Source organism: Aestuariivivens sediminis (assembly GCF_022662105.1).
Taxonomy (GTDB): domain Bacteria; phylum Bacteroidota; class Bacteroidia; order Flavobacteriales; family Flavobacteriaceae; genus Aestuariivivens; species Aestuariivivens sediminis.
Genome location: NZ_JAKMCP010000001.1, coordinates 119,484 through 138,995, shown reverse-complemented (window position 1 = coordinate 138,995; position 19,512 = coordinate 119,484). Strand labels below are relative to the sequence as shown.

The window sequence follows — 19,512 nt, the reverse complement described above, 5'->3', positions numbered from 1 at the left end:
ATGAATCTTCAAGATACGATCACCATCCAGGTAAAACAGGCCGTAAAAACGGTATTTCAAGTTGCTCTAGAAGCCGTTGAAATTCAGGCGACCAGAAAGGAATTTGAGGGCGATGTTACTGTAGTGGTGTTTCCCATGTTGCGTTTTGTTAAAGGGAATCCGGTACATATAGGAGAAGCCATTGGTCACTATTTGGTTGAACATGCCAGAGATGTGAAGGCGTTTAACGTCGTGAAGGGATTTTTAAACCTTGAAATAAGCGATTCCTATTACCGCCACTTTTTTAATGGCATTTTTACCGAGGATGATTTCGGATTTAAGACTCCAATACCCGGGGATAAGGCCATCATGGTCGAATATTCCTCTCCCAATACCAACAAACCGTTACACCTGGGACATATAAGGAATAACTTATTGGGCTACAGCGTTGCCGAAATTTTGAAGGCTTCCGGCAAAAAAGTGTATAAAACGCAGATCATAAATGACCGAGGCATTCATATCTGCAAGAGTATGTTGGCCTGGAAGCGTTTTGGTCAAGGGGAAACACCGGAAAGCACCGGATTAAAGGGTGATAAACTGGTTGGGAATTACTACGTCCAGTTTGACCAGGCCTATAAAGCTGAAATTGAGCAACTGAAGAATGCGGGATTGTCGGACGAAGAAGCCCGGAAACAAGCCCCCATACTCCTGGAAGCGCAGGACATGCTTCGTAAATGGGAGGCAGGGGATGACGCGGTGGTGTCACTTTGGAAAACCATGAACGGTTGGGTCTATGATGGATTTAACGAGACCTACAAGAACCTTGGAGTGGATTTTGATACCTTGTATTACGAAAGCAAGACCTATTTATTAGGTAAGGAATTGGTGACCGAAGGATTGAAAACGGGGGTTTTTGAACAGGCCGAAGATGGTTCAGTGTGGTGCGATTTAACCGATGAAGGTTTAGATAAGAAAATTGTACAACGTGCAGATGGTACTGCAGTGTATATGACTCAGGATATTGGTACCGCGATCCAGCGCATTAAGGATTTTCCGGATGTGGGCGGTATGGTTTATACCGTGGGTAACGAACAGGATTACCACTTTAAGGTCTTGTTTTTAATTCTGAAAAAACTGGGGTTCGACTGGGCCAAAAACCTGTACCATTTAAGCTACGGTATGGTCGATTTACCGAGCGGCAAGATGAAAAGCAGGGAAGGAACCGTGGTGGATGCCGACGATTTGATTGACGAAATGACGCAAACCGCCGGAGAGATTTCAGAAGAATTGGGAAAATTAGACGGCTACACTGAAGATGAAAAACAGGAGCTATACAAAGTGATTGGTTTAGGTGCCTTAAAGTATTTTATTTTAAAGGTGGACCCTAAAAAGCGGATCTTGTTTGATCCTAAGGAATCTATTGATTTCCAAGGTAATACAGGGCCTTTTATTCAATATACCTATGCCAGGATACAATCGATCATTCGAAAGGCCCAATTTGAAACGGATACTGCCCCCGATGACCTGGAACAGCCGCTTCACAGTAAAGAAAGAGAACTGATCAAGCAATTGGAAGGGTTTCCAGATACTATTCAACAAGCGGCCGAGCAACATAGTCCTGCTGTAATCGCCAATTATACCTACAATTTGGTCAAGGAGTTTAATTCGTTTTATCAAAACGTGTCTATTTTAGGAGCAGAGACGATGACGGATAAGCACTTTCGAGTACGACTTTCCAAGAAAGTCGGATTAACCATAAAACGCGCCCTGGAGCTATTGGGTATTGCGGTACCGGAGCGCATGTAAGGAAAACCACTGGTTCAGAACGAAGTACAGCGCAGCGCAGCGAAGCATCTCACTTTTATTCAACCAGATGCTTCAGTCGGTCGTAAACGCCTTTCTTAATATCAAGAGGGAAGCAAGAAAGATGAATGTACCTTGTTCCTCCCTTGTTTATAAGGGAGGTGGCTAAAGGCCTGAGCCTTTAGACGGAGGGTTTAGAAATAGATTAATAATTCCAGATAATTTTAATCAAACTCCCCTTTCTCCCACTTAGCAGTGGGATTCATTCCCCTCTTTACCCAAAGAGGGGAGCAAGTTGGTTTCATAACATAGGTGATTTTAAATCAAACTCCCCTTTCTCGCATTACTTAGCCTGCCCGCCAGCTCGCCCCATCGCTAAATCTATCCACAGGATAGATTTCTAACGCTCGGTCGTCTTGTTTATAAGGGAGGTGGCTAAAGGCCTGAGCCTTTAGACGGAGGGTTTAGAAATAGATTAATAATTCCAGATAATTTTAATCAAACTCCCCTTTCTCGCATTACTTAGCCTGCCCGCCAGCTCGCCCCATCGCTAAATCTATCCACCGGATAGATTTCTAACGCTCGGTCGTCCTCTTTACCCAAAGAGGGGAGCAAGTTGATTTAATGTATAGAATATTTAGACGGAGGGTTTGTAAAAAAACATTTTTATTGAATTTTCCTGTCATTCAAAGCGTAGTGCAACGCAGCGACGCATCTCAATAATATGAAACAAGTTTCGTCCGATGGGAAAAGGATAAACCCGCTCTTAATCCTCAACCAAAACCCAATCCCCTTTAGCAATTAAAGGTTCAGCCTGTTTGTATTTTAGGGTTTTGTTCTCACCATTAATGACATGCTTAATGGTAACGCGGTCATTACGACCAATTTTAGGGCGGTCCCGTACAATGGTTTCAACAGGTTCCTGGTTCCGTTGAGTATTACCGGCAGCCCTGGCCTGAGATGAGCGTTCATCCAAATTAGGAATCTCATCCTTTTGAATGCTCAGCTTTTCGCGTTTCCTGGCGCGTGCCTCCTGAATGGTATCCTGGGTTTCCTGTGGCAGCTCTCCTTTAAACAAGAAGGAGATCACATCTTTATTAACCTGGTCTATCATGCCCTTAAACAACTCAAAAGCCTCAAACTTGTAAATTAATAAGGGATCTTTTTGTTCGTGAACGGCCAACTGAACCGATTGTTTTAACTCATCCATCTTACGAAGGTGGGTTTTCCAGGCATCATCAATGATGGCCAGGGTAATGTTCTTTTCAAAATCGGTAATGAGTTGTTTACCATTGGTTTTATAGGCTTTTTCAAGATCGGTCACCACATTTAAGGTTTTCACGCCATCGGTAAACGGCACCACAATGCGCTTGAATTTGTCACCTTGGGTCTCATATACATTTTTAATGACGGGAAAGGCAATATCGGCATTGCGTTCCATTTTTTCCCGGTAGTGTTCAAAGGCCGCTTTATATATTTTTGAGGTGATCTCCTGACCGGTAAGTTTACCAAAATCGGCTTCCGAAATGGGCGAACTCATTGAGAAATAGCGGATCAATTCAAACTCAAAATTTTTATAGTCGTTGGCGCCTTTGTTGGTTTCGGCTATACCTTCTGAAGTGTCAAAAATCATGTTGGCTAAGTCAACGCGTAACCGTTCTCCGTGCAAGGCATGGCGCCGGCGTTTGTAAACCACCTCACGTTGGGCGTTCATGACATCGTCATATTCCAGTAATCGCTTACGAACCCCAAAGTTATTTTCCTCCACTTTTTTCTGTGCACGCTCAATGGATTTTGAAATCATGGAATGCTGAATCACTTCACCCTCCTTCAATCCCATGCGATCCATCATCTTGGCAATACGCTCACTTCCAAACAAACGCATTAAATTATCTTCCAGCGATACATAAAATTGTGAACTTCCCGGATCACCTTGTCGACCGGAACGACCGCGTAACTGGCGGTCCACCCGACGGGAATCATGACGTTCTGTACCAACAATGGCCAGCCCTCCGGCTTTTTTGACCGCGTCGGTTAATTTAATATCGGTACCCCGTCCCGCCATATTGGTTGCAATGGTGACCTGTCCCGATCTACCGGCCTCCGCTACAATATCGGCTTCTTTTTTATGGAGCTTGGCATTCAATACGTTATGTGGAATTTTACGGATACTCAGCATTTTGGCCAGCAACTCTGAAATTTCTACCGAGGTGGTACCAATCAATACCGGGCGTCCGGCTTCAGACAAATTGGTTACCTCATCAATAACGGCATTGTATTTTTCCCGTTTGGTTTTATACACCAGGTCATCCCTGTCATCCCGCGCAATAGGGCGGTTGGTAGGGATTTCAACGACATCCAGTTTGTAGATTTCCCAAAATTCGCCTGCTTCGGTCACCGCGGTACCCGTCATACCTGATAATTTGCGGTACATCCTAAAGTAATTTTGCAGGGTAACCGTAGCAAAGGTTTGTGTGGCGTCTTCGATTTTTACATTTTCCTTGGCTTCAATGGCCTGGTGCAGACCATCACTGTAGCGACGCCCCTCCATGATACGACCGGTTTGCTCATCAACAATCATGACCTTGTTGTCGATAACGACATATTGCGTGTCTTTTTCAAACAGGGCGTAGGCCTTCAAAAGCTGATTGAGTGTATGGATGCGTTCGGACTTTACACCAAAATCTTTAAATAATTCCTCTTTGAGTTTGGCTTCTTCCGCAACGGGAAGACCTTGTTTTTCAATTTTTGCAATTTCCAAACCAATTTCAGGCATGACAAAAAAGTTCGGGTCGTCTTTTCCCGAGAGGTATTCCACGCCTTTATCGGTAAGCTCAATCTGGTTGTTCTTTTCATCAATTACATAATACAATTCCGCATCCACCTTAGGCATCTCGCGGTTGTTGTCCTGCATGTAAAAATTTTCGGTTTTTTGAAGCAGTTGTCTGGTACCTTCTTCCGAAAGGAATTTAATAAGGGCTTTATTTTTGGGGATGCCCCGGAAAACGCGTAGCAATTGAACCCCCCCTTCTTTGGTATCGCCTTCTTTTATAAGCTTTTTGGCTTCCGCCAGGACTCCCGTTAAATACTTACGCTGCACACCTACAATATCGTCGACCTTGGGCTTTAACTCGTTAAACTCATGGCGGTCGCCTTTAGGAATGGGCCCGGAAATAATTAGTGGTGTTCGGGCGTCATCGATTAATACCGAATCCACCTCATCCACTATAGCGTAATGGTGGGGGCGTTGCACGAGGTCATCCGGCGCATGTGCCATATTATCACGCAGGTAATCAAAACCAAATTCGTTATTGGTACCATAGGTAATATCGGCATTATAGGCTTTTTTACGAGCCGCTGAATTGGGCTGATGGTAGTCTATACAGTCTACACTTAACCCGTGGAACTCAAAAATGGGAGCCATCCACGCACTATCCCGTTTGGCCAGGTAGTCGTTCACGGTTACCAGGTGTACCCCTTTACCGGCCAAGGCATTTAAATACACAGGCAAAGTGGCTACTAAGGTCTTACCCTCACCGGTTTGCATCTCGGCAATTTTACCTTGGTGCAGGGCAATACCACCTATAAGCTGCACATCGTAATGCACCATATCCCAGGTAATGGGCTTTCCGGCGGCATCCCAGGAGTTGGACCAGATCACTTGATCGCCGTCCAGTGTTACATAATCTTTCTCACCGGAAAGGAGGCGGTCAAATTCGTTGGCTTTTACAGGAATGGATTCGTTATTCACAAAACGCTTGGCGGTTTCTTTAACTACCGCAAAAGCTTCAGGAAGGAGGTCGTTTAAAACGGCTTCGGTTATCTCATAGGCTTCGTCATGAAGCTTGTCAATATCTTGATAAATGTCCTCACGGCGGTCTATGTCTTCCGTATTTTCAGCTTCTTCCAACAAGGCTGCAATTTGCTGGTCAATGGCTTTAGTGGCCTCGGCTATAACGGCTTTAAATTCGGTGGTTTTAGCTCGTAATTCATCATGGGACAGGGCCTCTAGAGCCGCTTCGAATGTTTTTATTTGCTCCACAAGGGGCATCAAGGCCTTCACATCTTGTTTGGATTTGTCTCCAACAAAAACCTTGATTACGGAATTTAAAAAATTCATGGGTATATGTATTTTATATATGAAACTGAAACTGCATTTTGAATTGACCAAATGCTACCGTTCAGTTTATCATGATTTAAAGTAGTATGTTTATGCTTTTAACAGCATTCAAAGATACATTATGTAATCAGTTTATTAAATTTTAGAATAAAAAAAAGTCTCAAATCGAGACTTTTTTAACTATTCCTTATGCTTTTTGTTTAATATCAATCATCTTGTTTAATATTCATCTTCGTTCCACAGATAATCTTCATCCGTTGGGTAATCGGACCAAATTTCTTCAATGGAATCGTATGAGTCACCTTCATCTTCAATTGACTGTAAATTTTCAACAACTTCTAAAGGGGCTCCGGTTCTAATAGCATAATCTATTAATTCATCTTTTGTTGCTGGCCACGGCGCATCGCTCAAATACGATGCTAATTCTAAAGTCCAATACATTTTATTGCGCGTTTAAATTTTTGCAAAAATAAATTTTTAGTTTAAACAAACAAGAAAAATTTCAATTAATTAATCATTACTTTAAAGAGCGTTAATTTTGTCCTTGCAGTTGAAATTAAATTCATATCTTTAAAGGTTACCCGGTCTTTGTTTTTTTAAAATATGCTTAAGAGCATTCGATATACGTTTTTAAGCATTTCTTAGTAAAACTAGGTTTTCTCAGGAATCCATTTCAATTCTTCTGCTTTCAAGTCGTAAGTCAACTTTCGTGCCAAGACAAAAAGATAGTCAGATAGACGGTTTAAGTAAATTAAGGCATTCGGTTCGAATGGCTCTATGGCATTTAAGGCAGAAGCCAAACGTTCGGCCCTTCTGCAAACACAGCGCGCAATATGACAGAATGACACGGTTGGATGCCCACCGGGCAGCACAAAATGGGTCATAGGCGCCAGAGCGGCATCCATGGTATCCATTTCCTGTTCCAGAAGTTGTATGTCTTCCGCAGTAATTTTTTCAATGTTCAATCGGTCCTTTCCACTTTTAAGCGTGGCTTTTTCAGGATCGGTGGCCAATATAGCGCCTATGGTAAATAGGTTTTCCTGAATTTTAATAATCGTGTTTTTATAGGCCTGATCGATGGGTTGATCACGAATCAAGCCCAGAAAGGCGTTGAGCTCATCCACGGTGCCATAGCTATCAATGCGCATATGGTGCTTGGGCACCCGTGTGCCACCAAATAATGCCGTAGTGCCCAAATCGCCTGTTTTAGTATAAATTTTCATGGTATGTATCTCGCAATGGCGCCAGGAACGCCTGTTTTTTTTCAAAAGTAAAGCAAACTTAGCGACTTAACAACAAAACGACTAAACTCTTATGGTAAAGTGTTCTTTGGCCTGTTCCTTTCTAAAGAAAACGAAACCCCAGAAAAAGGTGTCCAGGGTTACAGAAACCCTGGGATGCCGTTTAATGGTCTCCCAGGCTTCGGTCATGCCTTTAGACCAATGGATGTCATCAAAAATAAATACCGAATCGTTATGGGCACGATCGATCAGTAATTCAAAATAATGTAAGGTCGCTGTTTTCTGATGGTGGCCATCAAAAAAGACAAGGTCGTAGGTAGGGGCTGTTAATTGATGTATAGTATCCTCAAATGGGCCCACTAGGGTAGTGATTCGGGTGATGCCCTGTGCTTCAAAAGCTTGTTTCGCATAGGCCGCGGTGTTGGGGCATCCTTCGAGGGTGGTGATATGGGCTTTGGGGTTTCCCAGGTGCAAGGCATGTGAAGCGATACCCAGTGAAGTCCCTAATTCCAAAATAGTATCGCACTTAAAATAATGGTTCAATCGGTAAAGTAATTTGGCCCGTTTTAGCGGTGTTCCTGCATGTTTGGCTATGGTCGACACCCTACGGTTCCCGGCCGTCATCACCTGTGAGCCCGCACCGAGGTCGACCACCTTAATCTGCGTGCCGTCTTGCAATAAGGTGTGTCTGTAATGTGCTATGGCCTCATATGCCGGATAAGGGGTCTTGTCATAAAAACAGCTGGTGACTAGCTGAAATACAAACGGGGAGTGCACTCCATGTTGGTTGGTGGATTTGAATAGGAATTTGATGTATTGTAAGATGTTATAAAACATATTTTTAGCTGCTTTCGATAATACATTTTTGTACCTCAGCATGTCACTCCAATTGACGTCCAAACGATTATGGGCACTGTCACTTCGAGTAATCCTGGTCCGGCATGAGCTGAAACAGGATGGTATCGAGAAGTTATGGCTCCAATTTCGCCGATAGTTCGAACCAACGGGCTTCCTTGGCTTCAATAGTCTCGATAAGGTGTTGTAACTCCAGGGACAGGGTTTGGATTTGTTCCTGGGTTAAATTGGGATTATTGAATTTATTTTCCAAGGCTTTTTTATCATAGGCTAGCGTGTTGAGCTTACTTTCGATATTCTTTAATTCTTTTTCTTCATTATAGCTGAGTTTTGTGGATTCGTTTTGTTTCCAGGAGGCTTTGTCCTTTTTCGGTTCCGAGGCATTTGAAACGGCAGGCTGACTGTCCTCATAGACCCTGTAATCGGTATAATTCCCCGGGAAATCTTCAATGACGCCATCCCCTTTAAACACAAACAAATGATCGACCACCTTATCCATGAAATAACGGTCATGGGATACCACGATAATGCATCCCGGGAAATCCAATAGAAATTCCTCCAGCACATTTAAGGTAACAATATCCAGATCGTTGGTAGGCTCATCGAGGATTAAAAAATTAGGATTCTGAATTAAAACGGTACACAGGTACAACCGCTTCCGTTCACCGCCACTCAATTTTTCAACATAGTCGTATTGTTTCTTTCTGTCGAATAAAAAGCGTTCCAATAATTGTTGGGCACTAATTTGACGTCCTTTCTTTAAGGGGATATAATCGCCGTACTCACGAATAACATCAATCACCTTTTGTTCCGGAGTAAGGGTCATGCCATGCTGGGTATAATACCCAAATTTAACCGTGTCACCCTGAATGACCTTCCCGGAGTCCGGTTTGGTGGTTTGCGTCAGTATATCCAGGAATGTGGTTTTTCCGGTACCATTTTTACCAATTATCCCGACGCGTTCACCTTTTTTAAAGGTATAATCGAATGCATGCAGTATGGTTTTGTCCTTGTAGGCTTTGGAAACACGGTGCAGTTCCAGGATTTTACTGCCCAGGCGTTCCATATTAAGGGCTAACTGTACCACATGGTCCTTACGGCGTTGGTGTGCCCGATGTTTGATGTCCTTAAAATCGTCAATTCTTGATTTCGATTTGGTTGTTCTGGCTTTGGGTTGTCGGCGCATCCATTCCAGTTCTTTGGAAAAGAGTTGTTTGGCTTTGTTGGTTTCAACGGCCTCACGTTCCATCCTGGCTTCGCGTTTTTCCAGATAATACGAGTAATTGCCCTTATAGGTATACAATTGCCCCTCATCCAACTCGATGATTTCATTGCAGACGCGCTCTAAAAAATACCGATCGTGGGTCACCATAAAAAGGGTGATATTTTCTTTAGCAAAGAAGGATTCCAGCCATTCAATCATTTCCAGGTCCAAATGGTTGGTGGGCTCATCCAACAGGAGGAGATCGGGATGATTGATGAGGGCTATGGCCAGGGCCAACCGTTTTTTTTGACCCCCGGAAAGGGTACCTACCTTGTGGTCGAGGTCCTCCAGTTGCAATTGAAACAAAATTTGTTTGTACTGGGTTTCAAAGTCCCATGCCTGGTGCCGCTCCATGGCTTCAAAGGCTTTTTGGTAGGTTTCCGTATCCTCAGGGGTTTTAAGGGCATGCTCGTAATGGGCTATGATCTTTAAAATGGGGTTGTCACTGGCAAAAATAGTATCCTCAACGGTTAGGGCGGGGTCAAATTTCGGATCCTGCGATAAAAAGGAGACTTTAATATCCTTTCGAAAGATGATATTTCCGGAATCGGCCTGGTCCTCACCGGCCAGTATATTGAGTATGGAGGTCTTTCCGGTACCGTTTTTGGCCACAAAGGCAATTTTTTGGTCTTTATGGATGCTAAAGGATAGGTTCTCGAATAGCACCAATTCACCATACGATTTGGATATATTTTCTACGGTAAGGTAATTCAACGTGATGTTTTAGCAAAGAACGGAAAAAAATGGGAAGTTCTCAGGTGTTTATTTAAACCCTCCATCTAAATATCAAAAGCACTAAATGAACTTGTTCCCCTCTTTGGGTAAAGAGGGGGATGAATCCCGCTGTATAGCGGGAGAAAGGGGAGTTTGATTTAAATGATCCAGAATTATTTAACTATTTCTAAACCCTCCGTCTAAAGGCTCAGGCCTTTAGCCACCTCCCTTATAAACAAGACGACCGAGCGTTAGAGATCTATCCAGTGGATAGATTTAGCGAAGGGGCGAGCTGGCGGGCAGGCTAAGTAATGGGAGAAAGGGGAGTTTAATTGATGATGTTCAATTTATTTTTGTTTGGTTCATACTTTTTTCATTGATAAAAAAGTATGCAAAAACTCTAGACTTGCTTTTTATACCTTGAAAATCTGTCACCAATGGCTTATCATGTGCATTGCAACCACTTCGCTTAGGCAATGCTCCACTGCCCTGAGCGATCCATTGGCTGGATTTTGCTACGGTATAAAAACCAGGTCATTTAAGTAGTCTTCACTTCATGTAAAGTGGTATGATATTGAGATGCTTCACTTCACTACGCTCGCTCTGAATGACAGTGGTTCTTAAAAACAACCGTTTAATTGATGATGTTCAATTTATTTTTGTTTGGTTCATACTTTTTTCATTGATAAAAAAGTATGCAAAAACTCTAGACTTGCTTTTTATACCTTGAAAATCTGTCACCAATGGCTTATCATGCGCATTGCAACCACTTCGCTTAGGCAATGCTCCACTGCCCTGAGCGATCCATTGTCTAGATTTTGCTACGGTATAAAAACCAGGTCATTTAAGTAGTCTTCACTTTATGTAAAGTGGTATGATAATGAGATGCTTCGCTGCGTTTCACTGCGCTCTGAATGACAGTCGTGTCATTCTGAAGAACTGCGTTTACGACCCACTAAAGCATCTGGTGACAGAGGACGGAGAGCCATGTTAACCGATGGACAAGGTGGGTACGCCGAATGCCAAAAAAAATATGTAGATTTGTGATTATGCTATATGCCTCAATATGAAGAACGCCTTTTTAATTACCATTATACTCATGCAGGTTGCCCTGGTGTCCTGCATTCCTTATAAAGATACCCTGTATTTACAGAACAAATCCCAGGCATCGGATAGCACCCAGGTGATTGTAGAGCAACAAAAGCCGTATCGGGTGCAGATTAATGATATCTTGAATATCCGCATTAAGGTGACCGATCAGGAAAACGCAGAGATCTTCAATCCCATTGGGGAAGGCAATTTAAATGCCTCTGCCGGGGAACGGGCGTATTTTGATGGCTTTACCGTGGATTTGCATGGTAAGATTCGAATCCCAGAATTGGGTGAGATTTTTGTCCTGGGTCATACCTCATCGGAAATTGAACAATTGATCACCGAAAGGCTTTTAGAGGAACAATTTAAGGAAACGGCCAATATTTTTGTAACGGTGAAACTAACGGGGTTGAAGTATACTACGTATGGGGAAATTGGCAACAAAGGTACTAGAATACTCTATCAAGAGCGCGCCAATATCTTTGAGGCTATTGCCAATTCCGGGGATATCCCCGATACGGGTGATAAAAAAGATGTGTGGATCATCAGGCAGTATCCCAACGGACAACAGATCCACCATATCGATCTAACCGATAGACGGGTCATGCAATCGCCTTATTACTATATCCAACCCAACGATATGATCTATGTGAAACCTTTAAAGCAAAAATCCTGGGGAACGGGAACGACCACCTTACAGAATATCGGGGCCATTGCCACGGTTTTGTCTTTAATTACGACATCAATTTTACTATTCCAACGCATTTAAACCTATGTCTTATAACGAATTTGAAGATCTCGACCATATTGAAGCCAAGGGCACGACCTTCGATTTTAAAGGCTTTTTATTTAAAGTGCTGCACTTATGGAAGCTGGTGCTAGTGAGTATTGGTATCGCCTTAATAATTGCCTATTCCATCAATGTAAGGAAACAAAACGTTTATCGTTTGGGGTCCTTAATATCGATCGAGAATGATCAAAACCCCTTTTTTACGGCCAATACGAGTATATCCTTTAACTGGGGCGGGGTGTCGGGAAAGGTAGGAAAGATCATTACCGCACTCAATACACGAAGGCATAATGCTCTAGTGGTGGATTCCCTGCAGTTTTATATGCTGTATTTAAAAGAGGGTAAATACAGAAAAGAAGATATCTATAAAAAAGCACCTTTTTATGCGGAATTGGACAAATCCAAGGGCCAATTACTGGGCACTCCATTGGGCATTCGTTTTATAAATGACAGCGTATATGAGGTCTCTGCTGAGTTTGAAAAGCCAAAAGGCACGGTACAGCGTTATGATGATAAATCCATGCAAAGCATATCTTTGCCTCAGGGTACCTTCAAACAAACATTTCGTCTTGGGGACCCCGTGCAACTGCATTTTTTAAACCTAAAAATATTTAAACGCCCCGGACATAAGATCGATTTGAGCAATGCGTTTTATTTACGGTTTCTAAATTTTGATGCCATTGTCCAAAGTTACTCCAGGGTGGTAAGGGCTGCCCCTAATTCCAATGCATCTTCCGTACTGAGTTTATCCATGACCGGTACCAACAAGGATAAAATTGTGGATTATTTGAACACTACCGCAGCCATTTTGAGCCGAACCGAATTGGAACGCAAGAATATGTATGCCACGAATACGATTAAGTTCATTGACAGTAGTTTGGCTGCAGTAAATGTGGATCTTCAGGACGTTAACGACGAAATGAACCAGTTTAGGAAGCAAAGCCGTGTCTTCGATGTGGATGCGGAGGTCGCCGAGGTGTCTTCAAAACTTAAAAATTTTGATTTGGAAAAGGAGGGTATTCAAAACAAACTTAAATATTTGGATCTCCTGGAGAATTATTTGCGAACTAAAACAGACTACACACAAATTGCAGCTCCCACGTCGGTAGGTATTGAAGAAAACAACATTCTTTCCAGTGTTGGGAAAATAACGGCACTGGCTATTGAGCGTCAAAATTTAGAGGCGACAACCAAAGAGGGCTCCAGTTTGTTTAAGGAACTGGATAGCCGTATCGATGCAGAGAAGAATGTGTTGTTTGAAATTGTAAATGCGACAAGAAATACCTTGGGGATTCAATTAGAGACCCTTAACCGTCAGATCGCCACATTGGAGGCGAAATTAAGCGATCTTCCGGAGGAGCAGCAAACCTATTTAAAGATACAACGCAGGATGGACCTGAGCCAGGAGGCTTATGATGTGTACCTGGCCAAACGCAGTGAAGCGGCCATCGTGAAGGCTGCCAACGTATCTGATATTTCGGTAATAGACGAAGCCAAAGATATTGGGGGTGGGTTGATCGGGCCTAATAAGAGCCTCAATTATATGATCGCCCTTATGATGGGCTTTTTTGTGCCTTTGGCTCTCATATTTGTCGTCTTTTTATTGGATACCACCATCCATGGCTCTGATGTGGTAGAACGATTATCGAGTATTCCTATTGTGGGCTTGGTAGGAAAATATAAATATAAGAACAACCTGGTGGTATTGGAGAAGCCAAAGTCGGCCGTTGCCGAGTCCTTTCGAGCCATTCGTTCCAGTTTGCAGTTTTTTTATAAAAACCAGCATAATGGATCCAAGGTTTTAGGGAGAACACTCATGATTACCTCTTCGGTAAGTGGGGAAGGCAAGACCTTTTGTTCCATCAATATTGCGACGGCTTATGCTTTATCGGGTAAAAAGACCCTTTTGTTGGGTATGGATTTACGCAAGCCCAAAATATTTAATGATTTCAACCTGGATAATGAGCTTGGCATCGTGAATTACTTTATGGGTGAAGAACCATTGGAAATGGTTTTAAATAAGACCCATGTGGAAAATCTGGACGTCATTACCTCCGGTCCCATACCGCCTAACCCCTCCGAATTGATTATGGGCAGCGACCTGCCTGATTTAATAAACAGGCTAAGGGATGCTTATGACATGATAGTTATGGATACCCCGCCTTTAGGGCTGGTCACCGATGCGTTGGAACTGTCCAATTATGCCGATGCCACCCTTTTTGTCATACGTTTGGATTACACCAAAAAAGGCATGCTGCAATTGGTAAATGCCAAGTATCGAAGTGGGGAACTGAAAAACATCAGTTACATCCTCAACTTTTATAAGCATAAAACCAACCAGAATTATGGGTATGGCTATGGTTATGGGTATGGCTATGGTTATGGTTACGGGGTATACGGAGAAGCTTACCATGAAGGCGGTAAGGATACTATGGTAAAAAAAATAAAGCGCTTCATAAAGCAATTATAGTGGCTCCATAAAGGAGGAATAGATTGACTTGTAAGAGATACAATAACATGTACAACACCCCATATCACGATCAGGATTTAAGCCCGTATTCATTTTTAGTTACCGGAGGGGCTGGTTTTATTGGATCAAACGTGGTGTCGTATTTGCTAAGGTATAAAGCCAAGCGCGTTCGTGTGTTGGATAATTTTTCTACCGGATATAAGGAAAATGTCCAACCCTTTCTGGAATGCGCCAATTTTGAACTTTTGGAAGGGGATATACGGGATCTGGACACCTGTAAGCAAGCATTGATGGGTATGGATTATGTGAGCCATCAAGCGGCCTTGGGTTCGGTGCCGCGTTCTATTGAAGATCCGGCCACGACACATGCCGTTAATATTACCGGTTTTTTAAACATGATGATCGCTTTAAAGGAAAGCCCTCATGTAAAACGTATGGTATATGCGGCCTCCAGTTCCACCTATGGGAATAATACCACATTACCCAAGAGGGAGGGCGTGATTGGTAAACCCTTATCACCTTATGCCGTAACGAAATATGTGAATGAATTGTATGCCGGGGTGTTTGCCCATACTTATGGTACCGATACCATTGGCCTACGTTATTTTAACGTGTTCGGACCGGGGCAAAGTCCTAAGGGCCCTTATGCGGCGGTCATTCCATTATTTATGCAGGCCTTAAGGGAGGGGAAGGCCCCCACCATTCATGGGGATGGGAAACAGACCCGGGATTTTACCTATGTGGATAATGCGGTACAGGCCAATATCATATCCTTTTTTGCGGATGAGGAGGCTTCTAATGAAGTGTTCAATATCGCCTGTGGCGAGCGTATCAGTGTCAATGCGTTGTGGGATACTTTACGCACTGCTGCCCAATCGGATCTTGAGCCTGTTTATGGACCGGAGCGGGTAGGGGATGTACGGGATAGTTTAGCGGATGTTTCGAAGGCGAAGCGGTTGCTTCAGTTTGCGCCTGAGGTTGGGGTTAAGGAAGGGTTGAAACGGACTTGGGAGTATTTTAATCACTAAATTATTTTTTTCATTATTATTTTATTCTCTTCTATTTCCCATTGCCGCAAAAGAACCAAAAAGGTTTAGCCTTTCGATCTTTGGCGCTCAATTAGATTTTTGAGACCTAAAATAAATGAACGCATCATTCTGACTCAAACAACATTTCTTTTTTTACGTCCTCTTTAAATCATTGACGCTCGCCTGCCAGATCTTAGAGGCCTTTTTTTGCACCTTATTTCCTAAAATTGACAGGTTTTTGATTTTGTTTTTAAGTTTATTAGATCCAGAAACAAACCTTCCACTCTTCATCAAGCTCGGGATAAACTAGGCTCAAGAGGACATTTTCAAGATGACAAAACGTTTTAAGTTTATTATTTTAAAATTAAAGGTTGTTGGTTGTTTTCAAGCGCATTTGCTATCTTAGCCAGAGTTATAACATCATATTACCCCAATGGCTTTAGAAACCCGTGTTTATCAAAAGGAAAACCGCTTACATTTTGGAAAACTTTTAAAAGCGTCTTTACACGATATCTATGCTTCACGGTTTTTGTCCAAGCAGCTAGCCATACGTGATATCAGTGCCCAATACCGGCAATCGTATTTAGGAATTTTGTGGGCGTTTATCACCCCTTTGGTCACAGCTTTGGTTTGGATTTTATTAAAAAATTCGGGTACAGTGCGGTTGAGTCCAACTGGTATTCCTTATCCCGTGTATGCTTTTGCAGGGACGCTGATCTGGTCCATTATCACTGATTCCATTAATGCACCCATGGCCAGTACGAATAGTGCCAAAGGACTTTTGACAAAACTTAATTTTCCCAAGGAAGCCCTTGTAATTTCAGGAATTTATAAATTGTTATTTAACAGTGCCATTAAGGTGTTATTATTAGTTGTTTTTGTGTTTGCATTTGGTATTGGTTTTCACTGGAGCCTTTTATTGTTTCCTTTTATTTTATTGGGGGCCGTCCTTATAGGCACTGCCATTGGGTTATTTATTACCCCTTTTGGAATGCTCTATAAGGATATTGGGAAACTCATCAGCTTTGGACTTACGTTTTTAATGTATGTCACTCCTGTAGTGTATGCTATCCCCAAAGACGGTGTTATGAAAATGGTAATGACCTATAACCCCTTAACCCCTATTATTTTAACTACGCGGGATTTTGTTACGGGCCAGCATCCGGAACACTTAAGTTATTTTTTAGTTGTTATGGGCTGTTGTATCCCTTTATTTGTGATAGGATTGGTGTTTTACCGTTTGTCCATCCCTATCATTGTAGAACGTTAAATAATAAGCTTAGATTTTAAAAGTTAGATTTTAAGAGGTTTATATTGAACATGAAAGATCATGATGACATACTAGTAAAAGTTGAAGGTTTGAGCAAAAAGTTCTGTAAGGACTTGAAGACCAGTTTGTGGTATGGGGTGAAGGATCTTATTTCGAATGTGCGTGGTAACCAACATGAACGTTTGTTGCGCCCCAAGGAGTTCTGGGCCGTGAAAGATGTGAGCTTTGAGGTACGCCGTGGGGAATGTTTGGGTTTGATAGGGCATAATGGCGCTGGAAAATCTACTTTATTGAAGATCCTCAATGGTCTTATCATGCCCGATGCCGGAAAAGTGACCATTAGAGGCCGTGTTGGTGCCCTTATTGAACTGGGCGTGGGCTTTAACCCCATTTTAAGTGGCCGTGAAAATATTTATAACAATGGGGCCATTTTAGGATTTAGCCGTAAAGAGATTGATGCCAAGTTGGAGGCCATCATCGCCTTTGCTGAGTTGGAGGAGTTTATCGATATGCCCGTACAACATTACAGTAGCGGGATGAAAGTACGTTTGGGCTTTGCCGTGGCCGCCCAAATGGAACCCGATGTGTTGATCATTGATGAGGTGTTGGCAGTAGGGGATTTAGGTTTTGTACTCAAGTGCTTTAAAACCATCGATAATATTTTGCCCAAAACAGCTGTTATATTTGTATCCCATAGTATGCCCATGGTTAATCGAATGTGTAATCAAATAATTTTGATGGATAGGGGCAATTCTATTTTTCAGGGGGATGATGTGGCTAAGGCTATTGATTTATATTATATGCGTTTTGCAAACAATGAAAGCGGCATTTTGTTTGATGACCAATCTGTGGTGGTTGAACATGTAAAAATCTTAAATGCAAGAAAATATAGTCATGGTATATCTCAATTGAATTGGAATGATTCCTTATGTATTAATGTCAAATTTCAACTTTTGGACCTTAAGGAAATGCCATGGGTGATTTTGTTACTCTTTGATAAAGAACAGCGGCCAGTTGCTTATTTAAAACAAATAGAACTTGTTAAGGAAGATTTACAAAGGGATAATTATTTGAATTTTAAAATCATACACGAAAAAATAAATTTGTCAAAAGGGATCTATACTGTTGATCTTTTAATTTGTAAAGCTTATACAAAAGAACCATATATTCGAATAAAATCTGCGCTAAGTTTTCAAGTATTGCACCAAGAAGATGTTTGGCCCACATTTTTTTTACCCACAACCTATGAAAATATTAATTTAGATTAATTGAAATTAATTTGTATAAAGAGTAATGACATTTAAAGAAAGATTAAATAGATACTTTGGTTCAGATATTCCTAATAAGAAAAAAATTAAAGTCAACCCAAAAATTGATTTGGATAAATTGTTTTTACAAGAAGATAAAAAACAAGTTTACAGAACAAATAATATTCAAAATATCCCATATAGAATCCATAGAACAGGTGGAAAAAATTCTTATGCAGAATGGGCTCACGTAATTGGAATTTTTCAAACTTTAATTTATCAACAGCTTGAAAAGAAAGAAGCAAATAAAATATTAGATATCGGTTGTGGTTCAGGTTTGCTGTCTATGGCAGCTCAAAATTTTATAGAAGGTGATGGATTTTATCTTGGGATAGATATAAATAGAAAAGAAATTGATTTTTGTAAAAATTATTATACTCATCCAAATTTTATTTTCAAGCATATTGATGCTAATAATGCTTTATATGCCAACAATCAACTAAAGACTAATGTAAAATGGGATATTAATAATAATTCTATTGATTTAATCACTGCATTATCTGTTTGGACTCATTTAAATGAGAATGATGCTTTATTTTATTTCAAAGAAATTAAAAGAGTTCTTAAAAAAAATGGTAAAGCTATAATTACTTTTTTCTATTTGGATGATTTATATAGAAAAAGTTTAAGTGTAAGGAAAAATATAAAAGGAAAATACCATTCTACTTCACAACTTGAATGGATTTTTGATAAAAGTGCTTATGAATCAAAGGAATGGTTTTATCCTTCTATATTGGATGTACCTGAAAAAGCTATTGGAGTTACTGAAGGTGGAATTGCGATGCTATTAAAAGAAAGTGGATTGAAATTAATAGAATATTATCCAGGAAACTGGAAAGAAATACCAAGTGTGTTTTTCCAAGACATAATCATTATTCAAAAAGCTATTTAATTTATGATATCCCATAAACATAAATGCATATTTATACACATTCCCAAAACTGGCGGGATGAGCATTTATACTTTTTTTAATCCAAACACAGTTTTTTATCAAGATGTGCCAAATTATGAGATTTTATTTGGTTGGTGTCCTGAACGGCAAATACATATGCAACACGCTACGGCAAAGCAATTGTTAGATACAGGTTTGGTTACAAAAGAACAATGGGATACTTATTATAAGTTCACTTTTGTTAGAAACCCTTGGGATCGGGCCTATTCTGATTATTTATGGGTTCAGGATTTTGCTAATGTTAAAGGTAGTTTTAAAGACTATCTAAATAAATGCAAAGAGTTTTACAATATTTTTAATGACCATTCTAATAGTCAGTATTTAGGGGATCATTTATTGCCTCAGTCAAGTTTTTTTGATAATAAAGGGAAATATTCATTAGATTTTATTGGAAGATTTGAAAATTTCTCTGAAGATATAAATCAAATATTGGAGAATATAGGAAAAGCAAAATCATTTGGCGAACATCAGAATAAAAGTAATCGAAAACGAGACTACTCGTTGTTTTATAGTAACTCTAATAAAAAACTTGTTGAATCTAAATTTAAAATGGACATAGACAATTTTGGATATACTTTTCAAGATAATAGGCAAGGATGGTATTCTATTAAAAAAATATTATAATTA

General features: G+C 41.0%; 13 protein-coding genes. 8 read left to right on the top strand and 5 right to left on the bottom strand.

Annotation, left to right across the window (positions count from 1 at the left end; genetic code table 11):
- Positions 1-1,785: an arginine--tRNA ligase gene (argS, locus tag MR054_RS00575; protein ID WP_242155211.1), complete on the top strand. Its 1,785-nt coding sequence runs from the start codon at positions 1-3 to the stop codon at positions 1,783-1,785.
- Between the two features lie 763 nt (positions 1,786-2,548).
- Here argS and secA read toward each other — a convergent pair.
- The 5 genes from secA to MR054_RS00550 form a co-directional block, all read right to left on the bottom strand.
- Entirely contained in the window at positions 2,549-5,902 is a 3,354-nt protein-coding gene (gene secA / locus MR054_RS00570; RefSeq protein WP_242155206.1) for a preprotein translocase subunit SecA, read from the bottom strand.
- A 219-nt stretch (positions 5,903-6,121) separates the two neighbouring features.
- The gene (locus MR054_RS00565) at positions 6,122-6,343 is read right to left on the bottom strand and encodes a DUF2795 domain-containing protein (RefSeq protein WP_019387375.1); all 222 of its coding nucleotides are present in this window, start codon (positions 6,341-6,343) and stop codon (positions 6,122-6,124) included.
- A 209-nt stretch (positions 6,344-6,552) separates the two neighbouring features.
- Entirely contained in the window at positions 6,553-7,125 is a 573-nt protein-coding gene (locus tag MR054_RS00560) for a cob(I)yrinic acid a,c-diamide adenosyltransferase (protein WP_242085973.1), read from the bottom strand.
- 81 nt (positions 7,126-7,206) lie between these two features.
- Positions 7,207-7,980: an O-methyltransferase gene (locus MR054_RS00555; RefSeq protein WP_242155204.1), complete on the bottom strand. Its 774-nt coding sequence runs from the start codon at positions 7,978-7,980 to the stop codon at positions 7,207-7,209.
- Between the two features lie 133 nt (positions 7,981-8,113).
- Positions 8,114-9,976: an ABC-F family ATP-binding cassette domain-containing protein gene (locus MR054_RS00550; protein ID WP_242155201.1), complete on the bottom strand. Its 1,863-nt coding sequence runs from the start codon at positions 9,974-9,976 to the stop codon at positions 8,114-8,116.
- Between the two features lie 1,066 nt (positions 9,977-11,042).
- Between MR054_RS00550 and MR054_RS00545 the strand changes: the two genes are divergently transcribed.
- The 7 genes from MR054_RS00545 to MR054_RS00515 all read left to right on the top strand — a co-directional run bounded on the left by MR054_RS00545 (position 11,043) and on the right by MR054_RS00515 (position 19,509).
- Positions 11,043-11,837 (top strand): polysaccharide biosynthesis/export family protein, encoded by a 795-nt coding sequence (locus tag MR054_RS00545; protein ID WP_242155199.1) that lies wholly within the window; start codon positions 11,043-11,045, stop codon positions 11,835-11,837.
- Between the two features lie 4 nt (positions 11,838-11,841).
- Positions 11,842-14,328 carry an exopolysaccharide transport family protein gene (locus MR054_RS00540; RefSeq protein ID WP_242155197.1) on the top strand — a complete coding sequence of 829 codons (2,487 nt, stop codon included), beginning with the start codon at positions 11,842-11,844 and terminating at the stop codon, positions 14,326-14,328.
- A gap of 47 nt (positions 14,329-14,375) precedes the next feature.
- Complete coding sequence (locus tag MR054_RS00535; protein WP_242156350.1) at positions 14,376-15,356, top strand: SDR family oxidoreductase; 981 nt, start codon at positions 14,376-14,378, stop codon at positions 15,354-15,356.
- Between the two features lie 433 nt (positions 15,357-15,789).
- Complete coding sequence (locus MR054_RS00530; protein WP_242155195.1) at positions 15,790-16,626, top strand: ABC transporter permease; 837 nt, start codon at positions 15,790-15,792, stop codon at positions 16,624-16,626.
- A 50-nt stretch (positions 16,627-16,676) separates the two neighbouring features.
- A complete protein-coding gene (locus MR054_RS00525) occupies positions 16,677-17,894 on the top strand; it encodes an ABC transporter ATP-binding protein (RefSeq protein ID WP_242155193.1) in 1,218 nt (405 codons plus the stop codon).
- 25 nt (positions 17,895-17,919) lie between these two features.
- Positions 17,920-18,825, top strand: coding sequence for a class I SAM-dependent methyltransferase (locus MR054_RS00520; protein WP_242155191.1), 906 nt, complete (start codon positions 17,920-17,922; stop codon positions 18,823-18,825).
- Positions 18,826-18,828: 3 nt separating this feature from the next.
- Positions 18,829-19,509 (top strand): sulfotransferase family 2 domain-containing protein, encoded by a 681-nt coding sequence (locus tag MR054_RS00515; RefSeq protein WP_276520129.1) that lies wholly within the window; start codon positions 18,829-18,831, stop codon positions 19,507-19,509.
- The last annotated feature ends 3 nt before the right edge of the window (positions 19,510-19,512 follow it).